The sequence below is a fragment of the Roseobacter sp. HKCCA0434 genome (genome assembly GCF_032464675.1).
In the GTDB taxonomy this organism is placed as follows: Bacteria; Pseudomonadota; Alphaproteobacteria; order Rhodobacterales; family Rhodobacteraceae; genus Pontivivens.
Map to the genome: position 1 here is coordinate 92812 of NZ_JAWDKL010000005.1, position 25447 is coordinate 118258.

The window sequence follows — 25447 nt, forward strand, 5'->3', positions numbered from 1 at the left end:
CTGCGATGACCGACTACACCCTCTACGGCCACCCGCAGAGCCGCGCGATGCGGGTGATGTGGATGCTGGAGGAGTTGGGACAGGACTACGAGCTGGTCCCGGCCAAGCCGCAGAGCGAGGAAATCCGCGCGGTCAGCCCGGCGGGCAAAGTGCCGGTGCTGCGCGTGGGAGCGGCATTCCTGAGCGATTCGGTCGCGATCATCCAGTTCCTGGCCGACCGTCACGAGGCGCTGACGGCACCTGCGGGCACGATCGAGCGGGCGGTGCAGGACGGGCACACGCAATTCCTGTGCGACGAGGTGGATGGCAGCCTGTGGACGGCGGCCAAGCACGCCTTCGTCTGGCCCGAGGAGATGCGGGTGCCCGAGGCGAAGGAGGCGGCGCGGATCGAGTTCTCCCGCGCGATGGCGCGGCTGGAGGAGCGGCTGGGCGAGGGGCCCTACCTCGCGGGCAGCGACTTCGCGGTGCCGGACCTGTTGGCGGCGCATTGCCTGTCCTGGGCGAAATCCGCGAAGTTCGAGGTCGAGAGCGAGGTCGTGACGGCATACGGCAAGCGCTGCCGTGCGCGCCCCGCGTTCCGTCGGGCGCTGGAGCGGGCGGCGGAGCTGGGCAAGGGGTAGGGGCTGCACGAAGCGGACTTGCGCGGAATCAAGCCGAAGGCGCAGCGCATCGGTCGTGCTGGAAGCACGCCTTCGGCGTGACCCGCCCCCCGGCACGGCGATTTGGGTGATGTAGGCGAAACGCTTCGACGTTATACGGATCTGGCCGGCATAAAGTGCCATGCTCGACCGTCGGATCGCCGCACCGCGGCCCGACGCTGCGCGGCTCACACCCAGATCGACCAGTGGGAGCCGCGCGTTTTCGCTCAAAGCCTCTCGTCGAAGACCGGCACTGCGGCGTCGCGGCGGTTGAAATAGGCCGCGAAGCTCTCGTTGTTCCAGTCCATGATGCTGCGCTGGTAGGCGAGGAAGCTCTCGTTCACGCGACCGCCCAGCTCATCCTCCTCGGCCACCGAGGCGCGGACGCGGTAGGCGATCTCGGCCAGCTGGTCGAACACGTCGTCGGGCAGCTTGGTCGGCTGCGTGCCGTATTCCTGCAGCATCTGGCTGAGCGCCTTGCCGTTGCCGCCGTAATAGTCGGAGCATTGGCGCGTGTTCTCGCGGTCGGCGGCGGCGCGGATGATGGCGCGGTCGCGGTCGTCGAGGCTCTCCCACAGCTCCAGATTGGTGCCGAGGCTCGACACCGTGTGCGGCTCCTGAAAGCCGGGATAGATGTAGGTGGCCAGAAGCTTGGGGAAGCCGAAGGCGAGGTCGTCGGCCGGGCCGACCCATTCGAGTGCGTTGATGTCGCCCGCGAAGAGCGCATCGACGATCTGGCCGCCGGGGGTGACGACCGTGCTCGCCCCCAGTTCGCGCAGCACCGCGGCGCCGAGGCCGGGGATGCGCATGGTCAGATTCTCAAGGTCCGACAGGCTCTCGATCGGGTTCTCGTACCAGCCGCCCATCTGGACGCCGGTGCCGCCGCAGGCGACCGACCGGACGCCGTAGCGGGCGGCAAGCTCGTCCCACAGGGCCTGGCCGCCGCCGAATTCCAGCCAGCCGAGCATCTCGGTCTGCATCAGGCCCAGCGGCACGGCGGTGAAGAAGTTGAAGGCGCGGTGCTTGCCTTGGAAATAGTAGTCGGCGGCGTGGTAGAACTCGATATCGCCGTTGCCGACCGCATCATGCACGTCGAAGGCGCCCATGAGCGTTCCCGCGGGGAAGACCTCGACGGTCAGGCGGCCATCCGACAGCTCTCCGATCGCCTCGGCGCAGCGGATGGCGGAGCCGGAGAGGAAGGCGAGGTCGCCGGGCCAGCTGGTGGCCATGCGCATCTCGCGGCGACCTTGCGCGTAGAGCGGGGCGGCAAGCGGAAGCGAGGCCCCGGCGGCGGTGGCGGCGAGCGCCTGGCGGCGGCTGATGTTCTGCATCTTCGTCATCGTTTCTACTCCGCTCAGGCCGGGACGTTGCGCGCGCGCGCGACGGTGAAGGCGGCTTCGCTGAGCCGGGTCCAGTTCTGCACGTCGCGGGCGAAGCGGAAATAGGCGCGCCAGGCGCGGCGGGCCTCGCCCTCCTGCTCTCCGAGCGCCTCGTAGGTCTCGCGCGCGGCGTCCATAAGGGCGGTCCAGACCGGTTCGGGCAGTTTCTCGACCGTGGTGCCGCCGAGGCGGACGGCCTGGTGGGCGAGCGCGTTGGCCTGCATCGAGCGGGCATTGGTGCGGAAGGTCACGGCATCGGCCGCGTAGTCGAGCACGCGGCGCTGCGCGTCTGTCAGCCCCTCCCATCGCGGCAGCGACAGGCTGAGCGACACGGCGGAGGTCGGCCGGGTGGGCGTGTCGAGATAGAGGCGGGCGGGCGCATTCTCACGCGCGGCATATTGCTCGGCCAGCGGGGCGGTCTCGTAGGCCTCGACGCCGGTGGGGAAGGGGGCGGGGTCGGCGCTGGAGGGAGCATTGGCCCCCGCCGCGCGCCACGTGGCGGCGGACATGCCCCGCGCGGCGACCGACAGGCCATCCAGGGCGGAGGGGTCGGTGAGCGCGACCGAGGACCACAGCATCTCGCCCCCGGCATCGCCGAGATAGAGCGGTTTCATCCCGTATTCGGCGGCGAGCGCGTCCCAGCGCTCCTGCCCGGTGTCGGACCGGATCCAGGCCTCCAGCTCCCGCTCCATCATTCCGCCCGGCACGGCGGCGAACAGCGAGAATGCGGGGGAAAAGGAATACCAGTCGTCCTGCGAGCCGAGCACGCCGTCGACCTCATTGCCCGACAGCCGATCCATGAGCTCGGCGCCCTGTGCGCCCGCCTCGACGATCTGCACGGTGATGTCGCCGCCCGACAGCATGGCGACCCGCTCGGCGAAATCGCGGCCGGTCTGGGCGCGGCCGCTGCCGGGTGCGTAGGTGCTCTCGATGGTGAGCGTGGTGGCGGTTTGCGCCTTCACGGCGGGTGCCGCGCCGAGCGCCGCCCCAGCGACTCCCGCCCCGGCGACGAACTGACGTCGTTTCATTCTTCCCTCCCTCGCCGCGTCGCTGCGCGGCGTTCAGTCAAAGGATGCCCGCGCCCCGCCGATCTGAAGCCGACTGAGATCCACGACGGGCACCATCCATTGCCGCACATTCCATGACATTGCGTTGAATTTATGACGCCGCGTCAAAACCCGCAGGGCGGCCTGCGGAATTCGGCGAGGATAGGGGCGGGTCGCGCGAGGTGGAATACCCACTACCCGAAGAGCAAGGATGCGGCTGCCCGTCGCGGGTCGCATCGGGGCCCTCACCGATTATATCGTGTCGGGGCGACGGGTGCGCGGAACGGCAAGGAGGATCGCGGATGGACGGGACCGATCCGATCTGCCCGCTTTGCGGCCGTCCGATCCCGCCCCATGCACGGCAGAGCCGCCACCACCTGATCCCGCAGCTGCGCGGCGGCAAGGGCGGGCCGGTCGTGCTGCTGCACCAGATCTGCCACAACGAGATCCACTCCGTGCTGACAGAGACGGAACTGGCGCGCGATTACCACACGATCGAGGCCCTGCGCGCGCACCCGCCGCTGGCGAAGTTCATCCGCTGGCTGGCTCGCAAGGACCCCGCCTTCCACGCGCCGACGGTCGGCAACCACCGCAAGGCGCGCAAGCGGCGTTAGGGGCGAAGCGCGCAGGCGGTATCGTCGGCGGCGGTCAGGAAGGTCCAGCGACGCGTGCGGCCACTGGGCCGAGTGGCGCGGAAATCGAATCTGCCCAAGTAGGTTGCATCGGTGAACGTCGCTCCGAGATCGTCGCAGGATGCCGAGCCTGTCAACCTGACGACATGAGTGCGGCCGTCACAGTCGCGCTGCAAGCCGTCGGTGGCAAGGGCCACCTCCCCGTTCGCACAGAGAATGAGTGCGGCGCGTCGGGCGCCTCCCGCATCGACATGGGTTTCGCGCCACAGTTCGGAGCCAGCGCCATCCCGCAGGACGAAGCTGACATCATACTCCGCGAGGAAGCGGTGGATCGGGGTCAGTGTCGCCGTCACCTCCCTCCCCTCCGGTAGCCGCGCGATGGCGTCGAGCGTGTCGTCGTCCCAAATGCCGCGCAGGCTGCCCCCGAGGATCAGCATGGGCGTAAGGAAGGCGAGCGCGACCGGTATGGTGCCGAGGCGGGTCAGGGTCCTTTTCGTTTTGCGGGCATCGGTCCCTTCCGTCACTGATCGGGGAAGTAGTCCTGCAGCCCGCCCTCGCGCCGGACATCCGCCGTGCAGCAGTGCAGGCCGCCGCCGAAGGCGTAGGCGTCGCGCAGCTCGACCGGCACCACCTCGAAGCCCAGCTTGTCGAGCTGGTCCTGCTGGTAGACCTCGGAGGCCTCGACGCAGACGGTCTTCTCGTCGAGCGCCAGCACGTTCATCGACAGCCAGACGCTCGAATAGCACAGCGGGGGCGGCGTGTTGTGGGCGGGCTGGGCCGCGTCGACGATCTGCCAGCCGTTGCGCTCGAACAACCCGCGCTGGTCGTCGGGCAGGCGACGCTGCGGGTTGTTGAGGATGAGGCCGGGACGCAGGGGCGTGAAGGTCGCGTCGATGTGGATCGGGTAGGGGTCGCCGGGGAAATTGACCGTGTGCACGCGGTGCTCGGGGAAATGGCGGCGCAGCCACTCGATGCCCTTGAGGTTGGTCGTGAAGCCATGCTGCACGACGAGATCCCGCCCGAAGCGCAGCACGTCCGCCGCGTCGAAGAGCGGCTCCTCCTCCGTCGTGACGAAGTGGCGCTCGGCGGCCCATTTCAGGCGCTGCTCCACCCCGATCGAGTCGCTGAGGTAGTTGTCGTGGTAATCGGCGTCGGTGAGGCGCGGCTTCGGCGCGGCCTCGTGTCGGAAGTTCGGATCCTCGTCGAAATAGCGCTGCATGAGCGGTCGGTAGCAGAGATATTCGAACCAGCGACAGCGATAGGACATCGTCGCCTCCAGGATCTCGTGCCCCACGGTCAGCAGCACGTCGCGCGGCGGCATGCAGCCAAACTGGCTGTCGGTGTGGAAATCGGGCGTGGTGACGGGCTGCGAGAAGTCGATGGGCGTCGGGCGGTCGACGGTGATGCCGCGCGCCTCCAGCTGGGCGGCGAAGGTGTCGAGCAGCTCGTTGGCGCGGTCGATGGTTTCCTGCGGGCGGCGGCCGTGCTGGCCGCGCATGTCGCTGTCCTCGGGGACCTTCGCCTCCAGCGCGGGCTCGTTGGGCGGGATGTGGCAGTCGGTGGCGCGCCCGACGATGACGTGGCGCAGCGGATCCCACTCGGTCCAGGACTCGACGGTTGTTTTATTGCTCATTCCGGGGCCTCGCAGACATGAATGCGTATTCAGTTTCCGCATACGCCATCGGAACGGGTGATACCAGTTATTGCGTATTGTGAGGTATTTGTGCGCTTGCTAACACTTCGCGCAACGCGACCCCCAGATTGCCGGGAGGCCTCCTCATGCCCGACTTCAAGAAGATCCTGATCGCCAATCGCGGCGAAATCGCCATCCGCATCATGCGTGCGGCCAACGAGATGGGAAAGACGACCGTCGCCGTCTTCGCCGAGGAGGACAAGCTGGGTCTGCACCGCTTCAAGGCGGACGAAGCCTACCAGATCGGCGAGGGGATGGGGCCGGTTGCGGCGTACCTGTCGATCGAGGAGATCATCCGCGTGGCCAAGCTGTCGGGCGCGGATGCGATCCATCCCGGATACGGCCTGCTGAGCGAGAACCCGGACTTCGTCGATGCCTGCGTCAAGGCGGGGATCACCTTCATCGGGCCGAAGGCGGAGACGATGCGTGCGCTGGGCGACAAGGCCTCCGCACGGCGCGTCGCCATCGCGGCGGGTGTGCCGGTCGTGCCCGCGACCGAGGTGCTGCCCGACGACATGGACGAGGTGCGCCGCATGGCCGACGAGGTCGGCTATCCCTTCATGCTGAAGGCGAGCTGGGGCGGCGGCGGGCGCGGGATGCGTCCGATCATGAAGCCCGACGAGCTGGCGGAGATGGTGCTGGCCGGTCGGCGCGAGGCGGAAGCCGCCTTCGGCAACGGCGAAGGCTATCTGGAAAAGCTGGTGCAGAACGCGCGGCATGTCGAGGTGCAGATCCTCGGCGACAAGATGGGCAACATCTACCATCTGTATGAGCGCGACTGCTCGGTCCAGCGCCGCAACCAGAAGGTCGTGGAGCGGGCCCCCGCCCCGTACCTGTCCGAGACCCAGCGAGAGCAGCTTTGCGAGCTGGGCCGCAAGATCTGCGCGCATGTGAACTACGAATGCGCGGGCACGGTCGAGTTCCTGATGGACATGGATTCGGGTGAATTCTACTTCATCGAGGTGAACCCCCGCGTGCAGGTCGAGCATACGGTGACCGAGGAAGTCACCGGCATCGACATCGTGCGTGCGCAGATCCTGATCGCCGAGGGCAAGAGCCTGACCGAGGCCACGGGTGTCGCCAGCCAGTACGACGTGAAGCTCGACGGCCACGCGCTGCAGTGCCGGGTCACGACCGAGGATCCGCAGAACAACTTCATCCCCGACTATGGCCGGATCACCACCTACCGTTCGGCCACCGGCATGGGCATCCGGCTCGACGGCGGCACGGCCTATTCGGGCGCGGTCATCACGCGCTACTATGACAGCCTGCTGACCAAGGTGACGGCCTGGGCGCCGACGCCGGAGGCCGCGATCAGCCGCATGGACCGCGCGCTGCGCGAGTTCCGCATACGCGGCGTCGCGACGAACATCGCCTTCGTGGAGAACCTGCTGAAGCACCCGACCTTCCTCAACAACACCTACACCACCAAGTTCATCGACACGACGCCCGAGCTGTTCGCCTTCGAGAAGCGGCGCGACCGGGCGACGAAGCTGCTCAACTACATCGCCGACATCACGGTTAACGGGCACCCGGACGTGGACGGACGGCCGAAGCCCCCGGCGCATGCCAAGCTGCCGAAGGCACCGCGCATGCCGGTGGACGCCCCGCCGCCGGGCACCCGGACGCTGCTGGAGGAGAAGGGTGCGCAGGCGGTCGCGGACTGGATGCTGGAGCAGGACCGGGTCCTCATCACCGACACCACGATGCGCGACGGGCACCAGTCGCTGCTCGCCACCCGGATGCGCAGCGCGGACATGATCGCCATCGCGCCGGCCTATGCGCACCAGCTCTCCAACCTGTTCTCGGTCGAGTGCTGGGGCGGAGCGACCTTCGACGTGGCCTACCGCTTCTTGCAGGAATGCCCGTGGCAGCGGCTGCGCGACATCCGCGCGAAGATGCCCAACATCATGACGCAGATGCTGCTGCGCGCCTCGAACGGGGTGGGCTACACCAACTATCCCGACAACGTGGTCGTGAGCTTCACCAAGCAGGCGGCGGAGAGCGGCGTGGACGTGTTCCGCGTGTTCGACAGCCTCAACTGGGTGGAGAACATGCGCGTCGCGATGGACGCGGTGATCGAGAGCGGCAAGATCTGCGAGGGGACGATCTGCTACACGGGCGACATCCTCGACGCGGACCGGGCGAAATACGACCTCGCCTACTATGTCGACATGGGTAAGAGCCTGCGCGACGCGGGCGCGCATGTGCTGGGGCTGAAGGACATGGCGGGCCTGTTGAAGCCCGCGGGCGCGCGCGTGCTGATCAAGGCGCTGAAGGAGGAGGTCGGCCTGCCGATCCACTTCCACACGCATGACACCTCGGGCATTTCCGGCGCCACCGTGCTGGCGGCGGCCGAGGCGGGCGTCGATGCGGTCGACGCGGCGATGGACGCGTTTTCGGGCCTGACGGCGCAGCCGCCGCTCGGCTCGATCGTCGAGGCGCTGGAGAATACCGAGCGGGCGACCGGCCTCGACCCGGCGGCGCTGCGCCGGATCAGCGAATACTGGGAGGACGTGCGCGACCAGTATGCGGCCTTCGAGACCACGATGAAATCAGGCTCCGCCGAGGTGTTCCTGCACGAGATGCCGGGCGGCCAGTTCACCAACCTCAAGGCGCAGGCGCGCAGCCTGGGCCTTGAGGATCGCTGGCACGAGGTCGCGCAGACCTATGCGGACGTGAACCAGATGTTCGGCGACATCGTGAAGGTGACGCCGTCGTCCAAGGTCGTGGGCGACATGGCCCTGATGATGGTCAGCCAGGGCCTGACCCGCGCCGAGGTGGAGGATCCGAAGGTCGACGTCGCCTTCCCCGATTCGGTCGTGGACATGATGCGGGGCAATCTCGGCCAGCCGCCAGGCGGCTGGCCCGACAAGCTGCAAAAGAAGGTGTTGAAGGGCGAAAAGCCGATGACCGACCGCCCCGGCGCGCATCTGTCGCCGGTCGATCTGGAGCAGACCCGCGCCGATCTGTCCGAACAGCTCGACGGGATGGAGATCGATGACGAGGATCTGAACGGCTACCTGATGTATCCCAAGGTCTTCCTCGACTACATGGGCCGTCACCGCGATTACGGCCCCGTGCGCATCCTGCCCACCAACGTCTATTTCTACGGCATGGAGCCGGGGCAGGAGATCACGCCGGAGCTCGATCCGGGCAAGACGATGATCATCCGCCTGCAGGCGATCGGGGAGACCAACGAGGACGGCGAGGTCCGCGTCTTCTTCGAGCTGAACGGCCAGCCGCGCGTGATCCGCGTCGCCAACCGCAAGGTCGCGGCGACGGCGGCCAAGCGTCCGAAGGCGGAACTGGGCAATGCGAACCACGTCGCCGCCCCGATGCCGGGCGTCATCGCCTCGGTCGCCGTGACGGTGGGCCAGAAGGTTGCGGCGGGCGACATGCTGCTGACCATCGAGGCGATGAAGATGGAAACCGCGATCCATGCCGACCGCGACGGCGAGGTGAAGGCGATCCACGCTCCTGCCGGCAGCCAGGTCGACGCCAAGGATCTGCTGATCGAGCTTGGCTGATCCACGATGCGCCCTGTCCCGTGAATGCGGGGCGGGGTCACCCTCTTGAAGCGCCGCGCGCCCGTCCCGATATGGAGATCATGTCGCGGACGGGGCGCTAGGTCGCAGGCTGATCCGCTCAGTTTCAGGTGATCTTAGGCGTTTTGCCCTTGATCCCCTCCCAACCAGACCGAATTGTTAAAGGGAGCGCCGTCGTCGCGCTCGCCCGCCGTGCCCTCACGCGCGGCGGCAGACGAAAGGATACGCGGTATGCCGTCATTCTCGAATACACTCGAAGCCGCAATTCACAACGCGCTGTCGCTGGCGAACGCGCGCAAACACGAACTCGCCACGCTGGAGCATCTGCTGCTCGCGCTCATCGACGAACCCGACGCGGCGCGGGTGATGACGGCCTGTTCGGTGGACCTCGACCAGCTGCGCGCGACGCTGACGGATTTCCTGGACGAGGAACTCGACGCGCTCGTCTCCGACATCGAAGGGTCCGAGGCCGCGCCCACGACCGGGTTCCAGCGCGTGATCCAGCGCGCGGCGATCCATGTGCAATCCTCGGGCCGGACCGAGGTGACGGGCGCCAACGTGCTGGTCGCCATCTTCGCCGAGCGCGAGAGCCACGCGGCCTATTTCCTGCAGGAGCAGGACATGACCCGCTATGACGCGGTCAACTACATCAGCCACGGTGTCGCCAAGGATCCCGCCCATTCCGACAACCGACCGGTGCTCGGCGCCGAGGACGTGTCGGAGGAGCAGGCGCAGGGCGGGCCCTCCGGCGGCAAGGAGGAGACGGCGCTGCAGAAATACTGCGTCGACCTCAATGCCAAGGCCCGCTCGGGCGACGTGGATCCGCTGATCGGCCGGGCCGACGAGGTGGAGCGTTGCGTGCAGGTGCTGTGCCGCCGCCGCAAGAACAACCCGCTGCTGGTGGGCGATCCGGGCGTGGGCAAGACGGCCATCGCCGAGGGCCTCGCGCGCAAGATCGTCGACGGCGAGACGCCGAAGATCCTTGAGGATGCGACGATCTACTCGCTCGACATGGGTGCGCTGCTCGCCGGAACCCGCTATCGCGGCGATTTCGAGGAGCGGCTGAAGGCCGTGATGAAGGAGCTGGAGGAGCATCCCGACGCGGTGCTGTTCATCGACGAGATTCACACCGTGATCGGCGCCGGGGCCACCAGCGGCGGCGCGATGGACGCGTCGAACCTCTTGAAACCCGCGCTTCAGAACGGCGGCCTGCGCTGCATGGGCTCCACCACCTACAAGGAGTTCCGCCAGCATTTTGAGAAGGACCGCGCGCTGTCGCGGCGCTTCCAGAAGATCGACGTGAAGGAGCCGACCGTGGACGACGCGGTGAAGATCCTGCGCGGGCTCAAGCCGATTTTCGAGGAGCATCACGAGATCCGCTATACGCAGGAGGCGATCAAGTCGGCGGTGGAGCTGGCCGCGCGCTACATCCACGACCGCAAGCTGCCCGACAAGGCGATCGACGTGATCGACGAGGCGGGGGCCGCACAGCACCTGTTGCCCGAGAGCAAGCGGCGCAAGACGATCACAGCCAAGGAGATCGAGGCCGTGGTCGCCAAGATCGCGCGCATCCCGCCGAAGAACGTGTCGAAGGACGACTCGGCCGTGCTGAAGGATCTGGAGGCGTCGCTCAAGCGCGTCGTCTTCGGGCAGGACGCGGCCATCGAGGCGCTGTCGGCCTCCATCAAGCTGGCCCGCGCCGGTTTGCGGGAGCCGGAGAAGCCGATCGGCAACTACCTGTTCGCCGGTCCCACGGGCGTGGGCAAGACCGAGGTGGCCAACCAGCTCGCCGCGACGCTGGGGGTGAAGCTGCTGCGGTTCGACATGTCCGAGTACATGGAGAAGCACGCGGTCTCCCGCCTCATCGGCGCGCCTCCGGGCTATGTCGGCTTCGACCAGGGCGGTCTGCTGACCGACGGGGTCGACCAGGATCCGCACTGTGTGCTGCTGCTCGACGAGATCGAGAAGGCGCATCCGGACGTGTTCAACATCCTGTTGCAGGTCATGGATCACGGGAAGCTGACCGACCATAACGGGCGGCAGGTCGATTTCCGCAACGTGGTGCTGATCATGACCTCCAACGCCGGTGCGGCGGAGCAGGCCAAGAACGCCATGGGCTTCGGTCGGCAGCGGCGCGAGGGCGAGGATACCGCCGCGATCGAGCGGACGTTCAGCCCCGAGTTCCGCAACCGCCTGGACGCGGTGATCTCGTTCGGCGCGCTGCCGAAGGAGGTGATCCTGAAGGTGGTCGAGAAGTTCGTGCTGCAACTCGAAGCGCAGCTGATGGACCGCAACGTGACCTTCGAGCTGACGCGCGAGGCGGCGGAATGGCTGGCCGACAAGGGCTATGACGACCGCATGGGCGCCCGCCCGCTGGGCCGCGTGATCCAAGAGCACATCAAGAAGCCGCTGGCCGAGGAACTGCTGTTCGGAAGACTGGCCAAGGGTGGCGTGGTCCGCGTCTCGGTGGTCGAGGATGCGCTGAAGCTCGACATCGCCGAGGATGGCAAGCGCCTGTCGAACGACCGCCCGCCGCTGTTGACGGCGGAGTGATCTTGAGCAGGTGAGTTTGGAAAGGCGGCCCCAGTGGGGCCGCCTAATATCCATCTAAAACTCGTCCTTAGGAAGATCTAAGAGCGCTTGGGTTCAGCAGTTGTACGCATCGGCTTGAACAACAGTACTAAACTCTGATGTGGAGGAAGCGGATACCACAAACGCATTACCTCCGCGCAACGCGACTTCATTGCGGACTTGATTAAATGCGCTTTCCATATCCATAGCGATATCGAGCCCCATGCTTTCCGATGCGGTGATCGGGCCGAGAAATTCGCAACTCTCCGAAGTTCCGCTCGATATTTGCCGCACAGTCTTTCCTTGACTAGTAAGCTCCGTGCTGCATGACGAAATTAGCATGAACGCAATTAGTGCAATGTAGTCTCTCATCTCTTTTCCTTGGTCTTGCTCCCCAAAATGCACTCTACTTCGCTGCTAGAATGCCGAGAGCATCTCAATTGAACCGATCCACACTTGCCTACCGCTCCGTAAACTTAAGCTCGATCCGGCGGTTGCGGGCTAGGGCCTCGAAGCTGTCGCCCTCGTCGATCGGCTGGTACTGGCCGTAGCCCGCGGCGGCGAGGCGGCCGGGGGGGATGTTTTCCACTTCGGCGAGGTAGCGGACGACCGACAGGGCGCGGGCCTGGCTCAGCTCCCAGTTGTCGGCATATTCGGAGGTGACGCCGACCGGGATGCGGTCGGTATGGCCGTTGACCTGAAGGACCCAGTCGATGTCCTCGGGGATCTCGTCGGAGATGGACTGGATCACGCGGGCGACCTCGGTGATCTGGCCGCGCCCGTCGAAGCCGAGCTGGGCGCTGCCCGGCTCGAACAGCACTTCCGAGGAGAACACGAAGCGGTCGCCGACGACGCGCACGCCGTCCTGATTGCCCAGAAGCTCCCGCATCCGGCCGAAGAACTCGGAGCGGTACTGGCGCAACTGCTCGGCCTCGTCCTCCAGGGCGGCGGCGCGCCTGCGCTGGTCGGCGGCGACCTGGGCGAGTGCGGTGTTGAGCTGCGAGCCGAGCGCCTCCAGCCGGACCTCGTTCTCCTCGTCGCGGGCCTCGGCCTCGTCCAGCAGGCCCTGCAGCGAGGAAAGCTGCTGGCGCAGGGCCGCGGATTGCTGATTGAGCAGCGCGATCTCGCGGCGCGCCTCCGATGTCTCCCCCCGCTGCTGCGACAGCAACTCGTTGGCCTGCGCGAGGAGCGCACGCTGGCGTTCCAGCTCGCTGAGGTCGTCGGCGCGGGCCTGATCGACGAGGCGGCGGGCCTGTTCCTCCGCCGCGAGCAGGGTCAGCGTCTCCTCCGCCTCGCGGCGGCGTTCCTCGAGCGCGAGGGTCATGGCCGTCAACTCGGCATCGGCCCCGGCAAGACGTTCGCGCAGGGCTTCGGCGGCGGCGGCTTCGGCCAGGCGGGCGGCTTCCTCCTCCGACAGGGCACCTTCGGCATCGGCGAGCCGTTCGCGAAGGGCCTGGGCGGCGGCGGCCTCCTCCAGCCGCGCGCGCTCCTCCTCGGTCACGGCTTCGGCGGCGGCGTCGAGGTCGGTCTCGAGTGCTGCGATGCGGGCGGCGCGCTCGGCGCTCTCGCCTTCGGTTGCATCGAGCCGCGTCGACAGGTCGGCAAGCTCGGCGCGCTGCTCCTCGGACAGCGATTCGAGCGTGGCGATCTGCGCGGCCCGTTCGGCATTCTGCTCGGCCGTGCGGTCCAGCTGGGCGGCGAGGTCGGCGAGGCTGGTCTCGCGCGCGGTGGCCTCGGTTTCGAGATCAGCGATCAGCGCTTCGAGCGCCTCGCGCTGCGCGGCGGCGAGGCGGGCCTGCTCGGTCTGCTGGTCGATCTCGGACCGGGCATTGGCGAGTGCGAGCTGCAGGGCCTCGGCCCGACTGATCTCCTGTGCGTTGGCATCGCGCAGGCGGGCGATCTCCTCGGCGCTGGCGGTGAGCGCTTCGTCCCGTTCGGCGAGCGTCGCATCGCGCTCGGCCAGCGCGGCCTCCTGCTCCGCCAGGGTGGCGTCGCGCGCGGCCAGCGTATCGTCCCGCTCGGAAATCGCGGTGCGCGCCGCGGTCAACGCGCTGTCGAGATCGGTATTGGCGGCCAGCAGCGAGGCGACCTGCGCCTCGAAATCGGCGATGGTGGCGTCCGCGTCGCGGATATCGGCCTCCAGGGAGGCGATCAGCAGGCGGCGGCTCTCGGACAGGTCCTCGCTCTCGGCCAGGGTGCCGGTGAGGCTGCCGACCTCGGTTTCCAGTTGGTCGGTCAGCTGCTGTTCCAGGCCCAGCGCCTCGGCCAGCGAGGTGATCTCCACCCCCAGCTCCTGCAACTGCCGGTCCTGACCCGAGATGGTTTCCTGCAGCACGAACTGCATGACCATGAAGATCGTCAGCACGAACATCAGCACCAGCAGGAGCGCCGTCATCGCGTCGACGAAGCCCGGCCAGATATTGGCCGTAAAGCGTTGCCCCGATCGCCTGAGAAGCGCCATCAGTCGCCCCTCACCGCCGCCGTGAGGCCCGCGATCTCGGCCCGGATCTCGGAGATGCTATCCTGCCGCCCGGCGGAAATCTCCTCCAGCACCCGCAGGAGCTGGGTGTCGATGCTGCGCAGACGCTCCCGCGTTTCGGCGTCGAGCGCGCCGCCCTCATCCTCGCGCGATTCCATCAGGGCGATCAGACGATCCTGCCCCTCGGCGATGCGGGTCAGCGCGGCGTCGGACGCACCCGTCTCGACCGGGCGATCGCCCATCGCGGAGACAAGCCGTTCGAGTCGGGCCGCATCCTCCTGCCGACGCTCCTCGGCACGGATCAGGATCTCACCCAGACCTTGCAGGTCGTAAGCCTGATGCGCGGCGGACCCGCCCTCGCCATCGCCCGACACGCCGATCCGGGTGATGGAGGACAGCCATTCCTCCAACTCCATGTAGAAGCGGTTCTGCCCGTGGCCGGCGAAGAGCTCCAGCATGCCGACGACCAGCGAGCCCGCCAGACCCAGCAGCGATGAGGCGAAGGCCGTGCCCATGCCGCCGAGCTGGCTTTCCAGCCCGCTCATCAGCCGGTCGAACACGGCGATGCCCTGCTCGCCCTCGCCGGGGGCGAGCGAGCGGATCGTCTCGACCACGGCGGGAACGGTGGTGGCGAGCCCGTAGAACGTGCCCAGAAGCCCAAGGAAGATCAGTAGGTTGATAATGTAGCGAGTGATATCGCGCGCCTCGTCCAGGCGGGTCGCGACCGAGTCGAGGATCGAGCGGTTGGAGTTCGCGGTGATGCCCCGCCGCGCGCGCTGATCCTTCAGGAGCGCCGCGAGCGAGGCCAGCAGGCGCGGCGACTGCACGAACTCGTGTCCCGGCCGGTTCATCGCGAACCCTTCGATCCAGTTGACCGCGCTGACGAGTTGCAGCACCTGCCAGAAACAGGCGAGCACCCCGATCACGAACACGGCGAGGATGAAGCCGTTGAGATAGACGTTGGCGAGGAAGATCGGCGCGACGCTGCCATAGATCAGGAAGCCGCTGAAGCCGGTCAGCGCCAGGATCAGCACCATCAGCACGACCTGCCGGATCGGCTGGGAAAATTGCGGTTCTTTTTCGCTGTCCAGAAGCATGGTGCCCGTTCTCTCTTTTTGCGGGCAGTCTACGCAGGCGAAAAGGGCAATCCAATGACGAACTGGTGGGGGGGCGGCTTTGCCTTTTTTTGGTACGCATTTGCATGCATGCTCGCGGTGCAACATCGTCATCAAGAGCGAGGGACAGCCGTGAAGACATTTCTCAGGATCGGGGCCGCGGGGGCCGTACTTCTATCCGGGACGGGCATCGCGCAGGCGCAGACCGCGTGCGAGCCCTACACGATCCAGCCGGGCGACACCCTGCGGGCGATCAACCTGCGCGCCTATGGCGACGGCGGCTTCCGTTCGCTGTTCGAGGCCAACCGTGCCGTGATCGGCGACGATCCGAACCTGATCGAGGTCGGCGACGTGATCGAGATCCCTTGCGACGGCGATGCCCCGGTCGTGGCCGCGGCCCCGGCGCCGGAGCCCGAACCGCAGCCCGATGCCGAACCCGTGCCGGTGGTGGAGCCGCTGCCGCAGCCGGTCGCGGAGCCCGAGCCGGAACCCGAGCCCGAGCCGGAACCGGAGCCGGAACCCGAACCGGAGGTCGCGGCCGCGCCCGCCGATATCCGCTTCGTCACCTATGACGGCAACGCGCCCTATTCCGGGGCCGACCTGCCGCAGCAAGGTCTCGCCACCGAACTGATGCGCACCGCCTATGAGGAGATCCGGCCCGAGGACGAGATCGAGATAACGGTCGCGCCGGACCTGAGCGGGTTTCTCATGGCACTGGGGTCGGAGGCCTACGAGGTCGGCTTCCCCTCGATCCGGCCGGATTGCAACGTGATCGACACGCTGACGGTCGACATGATCGAGCTTTGCGCGGAATACGCGTTCTCCGAGCCGTTCCACGAGATCCAGATGACGGCCTGGGCCCGCGGCGGTGCGCCTGCGACCGGCGCGGTCGAGGCGGGCGACCTGTCGGGGCAGCGGATCTGCCGCCCGCAGGGGCTGTTCACCTTCGATCTGGAGGCCGACCGGCTGCCGGGGCGCGGCGGCGCGCTGGTCCGGGCCGCGGATGGAGAGGGCTGTTTCGAGCAACTTCTCGCCGGTGACGTGGACGTGGTCAGCCTGCCGCGCGCCGATGCGCGCCGGGCCCTGCGCGCGGGCGGCATCGAAGGCGAGGTCGCGGCGGTTCCAGCGCTGGAGCGGGGCGTGACGCTGCACGCGATCGCCAATCAGGCGAACCCCGACGGCGTGCGGGCGATCTCCGCGCTCAACCGGGGCCTCGCGGAGATGCGCGGCAATGGCAGCTGGTTCTCGATCGTGTCGCGCCAGCTCGCCGGACAGTAACGCCTAGATCCCGGCCTGGTCCGCCACGCGGCGGGCCAGCTCGGCCAGCTCCTCGTCGGCGATCCCCTGTTCGTCCAGCGCCGCGACGGTGGCGTGCAGGTAGTCGGTATTCGGCCCCCGCCCGCCGACGGCGCGCCCGATGATGGCCGCCTGATCGTCGAGGCTGAGATCGCGCGCGTATTGCGCATGTTCGAGGTCCATCACGTAGGTCAGTGCCTCGACCTGCCGTCCGTCATCGAGCGTCAGCGGGCAGTGACGCTCCAGATAGGCGTCCGTCACCAGCTCGCGCGCCCGCAGATAGGCGAGCGTTTCCTCGGCATGGTCGGGCCCGACGCGGAAGCCGACGCCGCGACAGCTCGCGCCCGCCATCTCCTCGAGCGCGAGCACGAGGCCGGGGCGGTCGGGCGTGCCGCGATGCTCGATCGAATGCATGCAGAACGAGCGGCGATAGCCGTGCAGCGTCGCGACCTGCCGCTCCTGATATGCGAAGCCGGGATTCCACATCAGCGAGCCATAGCCGAAGACCCAGAATTCACCTTGCGCCATTGCCGTTCCCTCCTGCCGGGCCATGCTATAGGCCGTCGCGGGACGAGGATCGAGAGGGAACCGGCATGCGCATTCTGATCGCCGTGATCGTGGTGGCCGTCATCGGCTGGTCGGGCTACTGGTGGGTGAACGCGAGCCTGCGCCGCGGCGCGGTCGAGGATTGGTTCGCCGCCCGTGCAGCCGAAGGCTGGGTCGCGGAATATGGCGATCTGCGGGTGACGGGCTTTCCCAACCGTGTCGACACGATCCTGACCGACGTGGAACTGGCCGACCCTGACAGCGGCTGGGCCTGGTCCGGCCCGCGCTTCGAGATGCTGACGCTCAGCTACCAGCCCTTCGAGATCATCGCCGTCTGGCCGGGGCAGCATGTCCTGTCCTCGCCCTATGACCGGATCGCGGTGGAGGGGGAGACCCTGCGCGCCTCGCTCGCCGTGTCGGCCAATGGTGCGTTCGAGCTGGAACGCTCCCGCATCGAGGGTCGCGACGTGCTGGTCGAGGGGCAGAGCGGCTGGGTGGTCGAGGTGCCGGTGCTGGACGTCGCGACCGAACAGCCCGAGGGGCTGGCCGACGATGGCACCGTGCAGCGGCTCGGCATCAACATGACCGACCTGCGCCTGTCGGACGACCTGACCGACGGGTTCGACCGCACCGGCCTGCTGCCCGACAGGGTCGAGGAGGTCCGCGTCGATGCGACCGCGACCTTCGGCAGCCCGATCAGTCTGCGCACGCTGGAGCAGGACCTGCCGCCGCTGACCGCGCTGTCCATCGACGACATCACGGCGATCTGGGGGCGGCTCGACCTGCGCGCGCAGGGCGAGCTGGCGGCGGATGCGCGCGGCTATGCCGAGGGCGACCTGAACGTCCGCGCGCGCAACTGGGAGGATATGGTCGCGCTCGCCGTCGAGAACGGTCTGATCCAGGAAGGCGCGGCGCGCACGGTGACTTTCGGACTGGGGCTGCTGGCGAGCGCTGGCGGGGATCGCAACACGCTCAACGCGCCGCTGAGCTTCGAGGACGGGCGCACGCGGTTGGGTCCCGTGGCGATCGGGGAGGCCCCGCGGCTGAGTCGGTGATTGGCTTTTCAGCGCGGCCCCGGTTCAGGACCGGGGCATGACAGAGCGCAGCGGCGGGCCGCGGTGCGGCGATCGCACTTTCGAACATGGCACTTTATGGCAGCAAAGTCGGCAAAACCTCGCCGCGACACTGCTAGATCAGCCAGATCGCCGTGCCGGGGGGCGGCCCGGCGATGCGCGGCGCCTACGGCTTGATTCCGCGCAGATGCGCCAAAGGTTTTTTGCAGGTTACTCCGCCTTCCGCGCCCGGCCGAAATCCGGTGCATCCGTATCCTGTCCCGCATCGAGGATGCCGCGCCGGATCGCGCGGGTCCGGGTGAAGTGGTCGAACAGCGCCTTCCCGTCGCCCTTGCGGATGGCACGTTGCAGCGTGAACAGTTCCTCGGTGAAGCGGCCCAGGATCTCCAGCGTCGCGTCCTCGTTGTGCAGGAACACGTCGCGCCACATCGTCGGGTCGGAGGCCGCGATTCGGGTGAAGTCGCGGAAACCGGCGGCGGAATACTTGATGACCTCGGAGTTGGTCACGCGCCGCAGGTCGTCCGCCACGCCGACCATCGTGTAGGCGATCAGGTGCGGGATATGGCTGGTGACGGCGAGGACGCGGTCGTGATGTTCGGCATCCATTTCCTCGACCAGCGCGCCCATGCCTTCCCAGAACGCGCGGTAACGGTCGGTCTCCGCTGCGCTCGCGCCTTGCGGTGTCAGCAGACAGAAGCGGTTTTCGAACAGCGTGGCGAAACCGGCCTCCGGTCCCGAATGCTCGGTCCCTGCCAGCGGATGCGCGGGGATGAATACGGTATGATCCGGCAGGTGCGGCGCAACCGCATCGATCACCGCCTGCTTGACCGACCCGACATCCGAAACGACGGCACCCGGCGCCAGATGCGGGCCGATCTCCGCCGCCACGACCCCCATCGCGCCGACCGGCACGCAGAGGATGACGAGGTCCGCGCCCGCCACCGCCTCGGCAGGTGTGTCGAACACTTCGTCCACCAGCCCGATCCGAAGCGCGGTCGCCCGCGTCTCCGCCGTGCGGGCGGTCCCGACGATCGTTCCGGCCAGCCCGCGCCGTTTCGCGGCGAGCGCGATGGACCCGGCGATCAGGCCCAGCCCGATCAGGCAGACGCGATCGTAGCTCATCGGCTCGCCATGAAGCGGGTCAGGGTGTCGGCCACCGCGCGCACCGCGGCCTCGTCGCCCACGGTGATGCGCAGGCAGCCGGGCAAGTTGTAGCCCGACACGTCGCGCACGATCAGGCCGCGATCGCGCAGCGCGGCATCCGCCGCCTTCGCCGTCGCGGGATCGGGGAAGCGGGCGCAGATGAAATTGGCGTGGGAGGGATCGCTCTCGATCCCCGCGCGACGCAGCTCACGCGCCAGCCATTCGCGCCAGACCTCGTTCTGGATCACGCAATGTTCGGTCCAGGCCGTGTCGCGCACCGCCGCCTCCGCCGCCGCGAGCGCCGCTGCGGTCACGTTGAAGGGCCCGCGCACCCGCGACAGCACGTCCGCGACATGAGCGGGGCAATAGGCCCAGCCGATGCGCAGGCCGCCTAAGCCATAGGCCTTCGAGAAGGTCCGCGTCATCACCACGTTGTCGCGCCGGTCGACCAGGCTCGCATAGCCATCATAGCCCGGTTCCCGCACGAACTCGGCATAGGCGCCGTCCATCACCAAGAGCACATGCGGCGGCAGGCTGTCGGCCAGCCGCTCGATCTCCGCATCCGGGATCAGCGTGCCGGTCGGGTTGTTGGGATTGGCGAGGAAGACGAGGCGCGTGCGCTCGGTCACGCCCGCGAGGATCGCATCCACGTCGGTGCGGCGCGTATCTTCAGGCACCACCACGGGCGTCGCGCCGGCGATCTTGCCGTAGATCGCGTACATGGCGAAGCCGTGCTCGGTGTGCAGGATCTCCAGCCCCGGCCCGGCATAGGCCTGACACAGCATCGACAGGATCTCGTCCGAGCCCGCGCCGCAGACGATCCGGTCCGCGTCGATGCCGTGCAGATCGGCGATCGCGCGGCGCAGCGCGCCATGCCCGCCATCGGGGTACACCGCCAGCTCGCCCGAGAGGGCGCGGTACGCCTCCTGCGCCGCGGCGCTGGGGCCGAGCGGGTTCTCGTTGGCGGACAGCTTCACGACCCGGTTGGCGCCGGGCGTGCCCGCCTCGCCCTGCACATAAGGGGTCACGTCGAGGATGCCGGGCTGTGGTGCGATCTGCTGGGTCATGGGAGGACGGCCTTGCGCTGTGTCGCGCCTTGCCTAGCCTGTCGTCCCGTCCGTTTCCAGCCCGAGATGATCGCGCAGGAACGCTGCTGCCTGGTCGAGCGCCACGTCCGCTTCGGGCAGCCGTCCCTGCAGCAGTTGCCAGACATGCGGCGTGCGCTGCCAGAACTGCGTCTCCACATCGACCCCGGCATCCGCGAGCGTGGCCGCCATGCGGCGGGCGTCGTCCTCCAGCACCTCCGCACAGCTTGCCTGGATCAGCACCGGTGGCGCGCCCTCGAAGCTGCCGAAGAGAGGCGAGGCCCGCGGATCGTCCGGCGCGGCCTCCCCGAGGTAGAAGGCCCGCGCCTCTTCGATCCGCTCGACCGGAAGCAGCGCTTCGCGCCTGGCGTTGCGGCTCAGGCTTTCGCCCGCGAGGGTCAGGTCGCACCACGGGCTGAACGTCACCGCCGCGGCCGGGTAGGGCAGATCGGTGCCCACGACATGCAACAGCGCAAGCACCAGCCCGCCGCCCGCGCTGTCGCCGAGCAGGGCGATATCCTCCGGCGCATGGCCGATATCGAGCAGGTGGCGATAGCTGGCGACGGCGTCCTCGATCGCGGCGGGAAAGGGATGCTCGGGCGCGAGCCTGTAGTCGGGCAGAAGCACCCGCGCGCCCGTCCGCTTCGACACGGCGCCCGCCAGTCCGCGATAGGAGGGAATGCCCCCGAACATGTAGGCGCCGCCGTGCAGCATCAGGATCACCTTGTCGCGGCGCGCCCGACCGTGGCTGATCCAGCACCCCTCGAGCGGTCCGTCCGGCGTCGGGATGCGGCACGGATTGGCGTGGGTGCCCGGCGGCTCGTGCAGGAAGCCGTCGCCCTGACGGCGCATGCGCGCGCGGATCGCTTCGGGACCCGCCGCGCGCGACAGGGCCCGCCGCTCGACATGGCGATAGTAGAGATTGACCAGTCCCAGGCGCAGCGACATCAGCCCGCGATCCGCCCTTCGATCGCCTCCCAGATCGTCGCGGTCACGTTCGTGCCGTCGAACCGCTCCAGCTCCTGCAGGCCGGTGGGGGAGGTGACGTTGATCTCGGTCAGCCAGTCGCCGATCACGTCGATGCCGACGAAGATCTGGTCCTTCTCGCGCAGCAGCGGCCCGATGGCGGCGCAGATCTCGCGGTCGCGGTCGGTCAGTTCCACCTTCTCGGCGCGCCCGCCGACATGCATGTTGGAGCGGGTCTCCCCCTCGGCCGGGACGCGGTTGATCGCGCCTACCGGTTCCCCGTCGACGAGGATCACGCGCTTGTCGCCCTTCGACACGGCGGGCAGGAATTTCTGCATGATCAGGGGCTCGCGGTTGATGCCGGAAAACAGCTCGTGCAGCGAGGCGAGGTTGCGGTCCTCGGGCGTCAGCCGGAACACGCCCGCGCCGCCATTGCCGTAGAGCGGCTTGAGGATCACGTCCCCATGCTCGGCCCGGAACGCCTTGAGCGCCGCGAGGTCGCGCGCGACGATCGTGGGCGGCGTCAGATCCGGGAAGCGCAGGACCAGGAGCTTCTCGGGATAGTTGCGCACCCAGGTCGGGTCATTGACCACCAGCGTGTCGGGCGCGAGGAAGTCGAGCAGATGGGTCGTTGTGATGTAGCCCATGTCGAAAGGGGGATCCTGGCGGAGCCAAACCACGTCGAACTCCGACAGATCCTCTTCGACGAAATCGCCCGCCATCATATGGGCGCCCCGCTCGCGCGTGACGGTGACGTGCCGCCCCCTCGCCACGACCCGCCCCTCGCGCCAGCTCAGCCGGTCGGGCGTGTAGTAGAACAGCGTATGCCCGCGCGCCTGTGCCTCTTCCATGATGCGGAAGGTGCTGTCCGCGTCGATGTTCACGTGTTCGAGCGGGTCCATCTGGACGGCGACCTTGAGCGGCATCGGCTATTCCTTTCGGCCGGGGGCCGAGCGGGCCGCTCAGCCGGTGGTGCGCCTGCGCGGGTCGGTGACGAGGAGCGCGTGGCTGACCACCTGCCGCACCCCCGACACGCGCGAGACGAGATCGGTGACGCGGGCCAGCTCTGCGCTGTCCTGCGCCAGTCCCATCACATGCGCCACGCCATTGATGGTTTCAACGTCGTAGTTGATCGAAAGGATATCCTCGGCCGCCAGCATGCGGCCGGCGATCTCCGCGTCGATGCGGGTGTCGCGCGCGATGTCGCGCCAGCCGCGATCGGCGACGACCAGCTCGTTGGTGACCTCGCGCACCTCGGGGATCGCGCGCGTCACCTCCTCGGCCAGCATCCGTTCCTGACCGTCGGCCACGGCCCCCAGCAGGACGACGCGCCCCTCGGTCACGCTGGTCTGGACCCGGCTGAACAGCGTGCTGTCGCGCTGGAACAGCGCATCGTTGATGCGCAGCTTGATCTCGGCATCGGTCAGGGCTTCCCCGGTGCTGCGGGTCTGGGCGGCGGACATCGCACCCGCCCCGATCCCGCCGATCACCACGGGCGCACAGCCCGACAGGAGCGCGGCCAGTCCGACCGCGGCAGTCAGTTTCGCGAAAATCATTGGATCGCCTTTCATGCCCGTGAAAATCTGCCTCAGAACAGATGGGCGTTCTCGACGACCTCCAGCGATCCGTGCCGGTCCATAAGGACCACGTCGAAGCGCATCGGGGTCGCGGCACCCACGTTGCGATCGACCATATACCGATTTGCCGCCTGCTCCAAGCGCTGCCATTGCCGGGGCTGGATCGAGGCGGCGGCCTCCTCCAGCGAGCGGCGCGCCTTGACCTCGCAGAAGACGAGCACGCCGTCATGCTGCACGACGAGGTCGATCTCCCCCTCGCGGACGCGGAACCGGCGGTCGAGAATCCGGGCGCCGCGTGCCGCGTAGTGGCGTTCCGCGGCGTCCTCGGCGGCATGACCGGTCCGGTAGGCACGTGCGCCGCGCGTCCGCCGTCGTTCCCGCACCGGGTTGCAGGTCGCCACCGGCGTCAGGGCGGAAAAGAAATCGAGCTGGCGTGGCTGGTACGACATGGGTCTCCTTCTCGCACAGCCACATTAACAGATCCCTAATCGTCGCGCTGCACCTTCAGCGCAAGTTGGTAAACGTCCCGGCGGGCCCTGCCGGTGGCCGCCGCGACCGCATCGGCGGCGTCGCGCACGCGCATCGTGGCGAGTGCCTCGCGCAGCATCGGCTCGAGGTTGTCCTCCGCGGCTGGATCGTTCACGGGCGGCCCCACGACCAGAACGACCTCGCCTTTCGGAGCGGGTTCTTCCGCGAGGGTCGCCGCCAGGTCGGCGAGCGTGCCGCGGCGCGTCTCCTCGAAGCGCTTGGTCAGCTCGCGGCAGATCGCGGCATGGCGCGCTCCGCCCAGCGTGTCGGCCATGTCGGCGAGCGTCGCGGCCAGCCTGCGCGGACTCTCGTAGAAGATCAGCGTCGCCTCGACCTGTGCGAGACCTGCAAGGAACGTACGCCGCGCGGACTGCTTCGGTGGGGCGAAGCCGGCGAAGAGAAACCGGTCGGACGGCAGGCCCGCGACGCAGAGCGCGCTGAGCGCCGCCGATGCGCCCGGCACGGCGCGCACCTCGTAACCCTGCGCGATCACCTCGCGTGCCAGCTGGAAACCGGGATCGGCGACCAGCGGCGTGCCTGCATCCGAGGCGTAGGCCACGCTCCGCCCGGCCTCCAGCGCCTCAAGGATGCGGGGGCGCATCGCAGCACCGTTATGGTCGTGATAGGGCAGGATCGTGCGGCCCGAGAGCGGGACGCCGTGGATCTCCATCAACCTGCGCAGGGTCCGCGTGTCCTCCGCCGCCAGCACATCCGCGTCGCGAAGCACGTCGAGCGCGCGCAGCGTGATGTCGCGGGCCGATCCGATGGGCGTGGCGACCAGATGCAGGGCCGGTTCGAGCGGGGACATGGGGCAGCTCCGGTTTTGCAAGTGCGGCGAAGGCGTTGCCGCTGGTCCGGGGCGTACTACACTCAAGAGCACGACACCAACAGCGTCTCCCACATCACCAAAATTCGGAGGTATCGCCCGATGACCGCCCACACCCCCTCGCAGCCGCTTCGCCGGCGCGTGCTGGCCTCGATGGCCGCCGCCGCATTCGCGCTCGCCGGATGCGCCACCCCGATCGGCGAGGCCGCGGGCTCGATCATTCCCGGAGGCCTGTCGGGTGCGCCGGCGGAGACCGGTCCGGTCCGCGTCGCCCTGCTGGTGCCGAGCGGCAGCGGCGATGCCGAGCGCGACGCGATCGCCCGCAGCCTCGAGAACGCGGCGCGGCTCGCCATTCAAGATAACCCCGGCGCGAATATCGACCTGACGGTCCTGTCGACCGGCGGCGACCAGAACATGGCGGCGACGGCGGCCAGCCAGGCGGCCTCCACCAATGCGGAGATCATCGTCGGCCCGCTCTTCTCCTCCTCGGTCTCGGCGGTAAGCCCGATCGCGGCGCAGTCGGGCATCCCGGTGCTGGCCTTCTCCAATAACACCGCCGTCGCGGGCGGGGGTACCTACGTGCTCGGTACGACGTTCGAATCGAAGGCGCGGCGCCTGCTGTCCTACGCGGCGGCACGCGGCCTGCGCAGCACCGGCGTGATCTATACACAGGATGCCGAGGGCGAGGCCGCACTCGGCGCGGTCCAGTCGGCGGCGCGCAACACCGGCACGCAGCTGGTGGCGAACGCCTCCTATCCGCGGTCGCGCGACGGGATCCCGGCAGCAGCCGAGGGCTACACCAATGCGATGATCGGCGCGGGCGTCGACAACATCGTGATGTCGGATAACGGCACGGGCCTCGTCTACGCGTCCTCCTTCCTGCCGTTCCACGGGCTGAACCTCAACAATGTGCAGCTGATCGGCCTGCAGGATCTCAGCGCACCCGCGCTGCAGGCGGAGCGGTCGCTGGAAGGCACCTGGTACGCGATCGAGGACCCGTCCGCGGCGGCGAGCTTCGCCTCGCGCTACTCCGCACGCTACGGCACCGCGCCCCATCCCCTTGCCGGACTGGCCTATGATGGTATCTCTGCGGTGGCCGCGCTGGCTGGCAGCGGCACCCGCCGCAACGCGTTCTCCGCGGCGAACCTGACGCGCTCCGCAGGGTTTTCCGGGGCGGAAGGGGCGTTCCGCCTGCGCTCGGATGGCAGCGCGGACCGGGCCCTCGCGATCATGGAAGTGAACCGCAGTGGACCCCAGCTTGTTGATCCCGCCGCAGGAGCCGGACAGCCCGGTCTCTGACGATGCG

22 protein-coding genes are annotated in these 25447 nt (G+C 68.2%); 7 read left to right on the forward strand and 15 right to left on the reverse strand.

Going from position 1 to position 25447, the window contains the following annotated elements:
- The first annotated feature begins 5 nt into the window (after nucleotides 1–5).
- Entirely contained in the window at nucleotides 6–620 is a 615-nt protein-coding gene (locus RX333_RS05160; RefSeq protein WP_316013855.1) for a glutathione S-transferase family protein, read from the forward strand.
- Nucleotides 621–865: 245 nt separating this feature from the next.
- Here the strand turns inward: RX333_RS05160 and RX333_RS05165 are convergent, their stop codons facing one another.
- Together RX333_RS05165 and RX333_RS05170 are read right to left on the reverse strand one after the other, a co-directional pair.
- The gene (locus RX333_RS05165) at nucleotides 866–1978 is read right to left on the reverse strand and encodes a TRAP transporter substrate-binding protein (protein WP_316013856.1); all 1113 of its coding nucleotides are present in this window, start codon (nucleotides 1976–1978) and stop codon (nucleotides 866–868) included.
- Between the two features lie 14 nt (nucleotides 1979–1992).
- On the reverse strand, nucleotides 1993–3045 hold the full coding sequence (locus tag RX333_RS05170) for a hypothetical protein (RefSeq protein ID WP_316013857.1): 1053 nt from the start codon (nucleotides 3043–3045) through the stop codon (nucleotides 1993–1995).
- Between the two features lie 320 nt (nucleotides 3046–3365).
- On the opposite strand from RX333_RS05170, the gene RX333_RS05175 reads away from it, so the two are divergent.
- On the forward strand, nucleotides 3366–3677 hold the full coding sequence (locus tag RX333_RS05175; RefSeq protein ID WP_316013858.1) for an HNH endonuclease: 312 nt from the start codon (nucleotides 3366–3368) through the stop codon (nucleotides 3675–3677).
- On the opposite strand, the gene RX333_RS05180 is transcribed toward RX333_RS05175, so the two are convergent.
- Together RX333_RS05180 and RX333_RS05185 are read right to left on the reverse strand one after the other, a co-directional pair.
- The gene (locus RX333_RS05180; RefSeq protein ID WP_316013859.1) at nucleotides 3674–4132 is read right to left on the reverse strand and encodes a hypothetical protein; all 459 of its coding nucleotides are present in this window, start codon (nucleotides 4130–4132) and stop codon (nucleotides 3674–3676) included. The two genes, RX333_RS05175 and RX333_RS05180, sit on opposite strands and share 4 nt — an antisense overlap.
- Nucleotides 4133–4215: 83 nt before the next feature.
- Nucleotides 4216–5328 carry a serine/threonine protein kinase gene (locus RX333_RS05185; RefSeq protein WP_316013860.1) on the reverse strand — a complete coding sequence of 371 codons (1113 nt, stop codon included), beginning with the start codon at nucleotides 5326–5328 and terminating at the stop codon, nucleotides 4216–4218.
- Between the two features lie 146 nt (nucleotides 5329–5474).
- Between RX333_RS05185 and RX333_RS05190 the strand changes: the two genes are divergently transcribed.
- Both RX333_RS05190 and clpA read left to right on the forward strand, forming a co-directional pair.
- Nucleotides 5475–8918, forward strand: a complete 3444-nt coding sequence (locus tag RX333_RS05190) for a pyruvate carboxylase (protein ID WP_316013861.1) — start codon at nucleotides 5475–5477, stop codon at nucleotides 8916–8918.
- A gap of 249 nt (nucleotides 8919–9167) precedes the next feature.
- Nucleotides 9168–11489 carry an ATP-dependent Clp protease ATP-binding subunit ClpA gene (gene clpA / locus RX333_RS05195; RefSeq protein ID WP_316013862.1) on the forward strand — a complete coding sequence of 774 codons (2322 nt, stop codon included), beginning with the start codon at nucleotides 9168–9170 and terminating at the stop codon, nucleotides 11487–11489.
- Between the two features lie 93 nt (nucleotides 11490–11582).
- Here the strand turns inward: clpA and RX333_RS05200 are convergent, their stop codons facing one another.
- The 3 genes from RX333_RS05200 to RX333_RS05210 all read right to left on the reverse strand — a co-directional run bounded on the left by RX333_RS05200 (nucleotide 11583) and on the right by RX333_RS05210 (nucleotide 15083).
- Entirely contained in the window at nucleotides 11583–11879 is a 297-nt protein-coding gene (locus tag RX333_RS05200; protein WP_316013863.1) for a DUF4156 domain-containing protein, read from the reverse strand.
- Between the two features lie 88 nt (nucleotides 11880–11967).
- Nucleotides 11968–13968, reverse strand: coding sequence for a peptidoglycan -binding protein (locus tag RX333_RS05205; RefSeq protein ID WP_316013864.1), 2001 nt, complete (start codon nucleotides 13966–13968; stop codon nucleotides 11968–11970).
- On the reverse strand, nucleotides 13968–15083 hold the full coding sequence (locus RX333_RS05210; protein ID WP_316013865.1) for a biopolymer transporter ExbB: 1116 nt from the start codon (nucleotides 15081–15083) through the stop codon (nucleotides 13968–13970). The genes RX333_RS05205 and RX333_RS05210 overlap by 1 nt, the downstream gene beginning before the upstream one ends.
- Before the next feature lie 150 nt (nucleotides 15084–15233).
- Here RX333_RS05210 and RX333_RS05215 point away from each other — a divergent pair, with 150 nt between their 5' ends.
- Nucleotides 15234–16379: a LysM peptidoglycan-binding domain-containing protein gene (locus RX333_RS05215; RefSeq protein ID WP_316013866.1), complete on the forward strand. Its 1146-nt coding sequence runs from the start codon at nucleotides 15234–15236 to the stop codon at nucleotides 16377–16379.
- A gap of 3 nt (nucleotides 16380–16382) precedes the next feature.
- Here the strand turns inward: RX333_RS05215 and RX333_RS05220 are convergent, their stop codons facing one another.
- Nucleotides 16383–16925, reverse strand: coding sequence for a gamma-glutamylcyclotransferase (locus RX333_RS05220; protein WP_316013867.1), 543 nt, complete (start codon nucleotides 16923–16925; stop codon nucleotides 16383–16385).
- A 65-nt stretch (nucleotides 16926–16990) separates the two neighbouring features.
- Between RX333_RS05220 and RX333_RS05225 the strand changes: the two genes are divergently transcribed.
- Nucleotides 16991–17998 (forward strand): DUF2125 domain-containing protein, encoded by a 1008-nt coding sequence (locus RX333_RS05225; protein ID WP_316013868.1) that lies wholly within the window; start codon nucleotides 16991–16993, stop codon nucleotides 17996–17998.
- A 228-nt stretch (nucleotides 17999–18226) separates the two neighbouring features.
- On the opposite strand, the gene RX333_RS05230 is transcribed toward RX333_RS05225, so the two are convergent.
- The 7 genes from RX333_RS05230 to rsmI are packed head-to-tail and all read right to left on the reverse strand — an operon-like array spanning nucleotide 18227 to nucleotide 24123.
- A complete protein-coding gene (locus tag RX333_RS05230; protein ID WP_316013869.1) occupies nucleotides 18227–19138 on the reverse strand; it encodes a prephenate/arogenate dehydrogenase family protein in 912 nt (303 codons plus the stop codon).
- Complete coding sequence (hisC, locus tag RX333_RS05235) at nucleotides 19135–20226, reverse strand: histidinol-phosphate transaminase (protein WP_316013870.1); 1092 nt, start codon at nucleotides 20224–20226, stop codon at nucleotides 19135–19137. Before hisC ends, RX333_RS05230 begins: the two co-directional genes overlap by 4 nt.
- A 33-nt stretch (nucleotides 20227–20259) precedes the next feature.
- Nucleotides 20260–21192: an alpha/beta hydrolase gene (locus RX333_RS05240; protein ID WP_316013871.1), complete on the reverse strand. Its 933-nt coding sequence runs from the start codon at nucleotides 21190–21192 to the stop codon at nucleotides 20260–20262.
- Complete coding sequence (gshB, locus tag RX333_RS05245) at nucleotides 21192–22136, reverse strand: glutathione synthase (protein ID WP_316013872.1); 945 nt, start codon at nucleotides 22134–22136, stop codon at nucleotides 21192–21194. Before gshB ends, RX333_RS05240 begins: the two co-directional genes overlap by 1 nt.
- A 36-nt stretch (nucleotides 22137–22172) precedes the next feature.
- On the reverse strand, nucleotides 22173–22766 hold the full coding sequence (locus RX333_RS05250; RefSeq protein ID WP_316013873.1) for a BON domain-containing protein: 594 nt from the start codon (nucleotides 22764–22766) through the stop codon (nucleotides 22173–22175).
- A 32-nt stretch (nucleotides 22767–22798) separates the two neighbouring features.
- Nucleotides 22799–23236: a YraN family protein gene (locus RX333_RS05255; protein ID WP_316013874.1), complete on the reverse strand. Its 438-nt coding sequence runs from the start codon at nucleotides 23234–23236 to the stop codon at nucleotides 22799–22801.
- A 35-nt stretch (nucleotides 23237–23271) separates the two neighbouring features.
- Nucleotides 23272–24123, reverse strand: coding sequence for a 16S rRNA (cytidine(1402)-2'-O)-methyltransferase (rsmI, locus tag RX333_RS05260; RefSeq protein ID WP_316013875.1), 852 nt, complete (start codon nucleotides 24121–24123; stop codon nucleotides 23272–23274).
- Between the two features lie 120 nt (nucleotides 24124–24243).
- On the opposite strand from rsmI, the gene RX333_RS05265 reads away from it, so the two are divergent.
- On the forward strand, nucleotides 24244–25440 hold the full coding sequence (locus RX333_RS05265; RefSeq protein WP_316013876.1) for a penicillin-binding protein activator: 1197 nt from the start codon (nucleotides 24244–24246) through the stop codon (nucleotides 25438–25440).
- The last annotated feature ends 7 nt before the right edge of the window (nucleotides 25441–25447 follow it).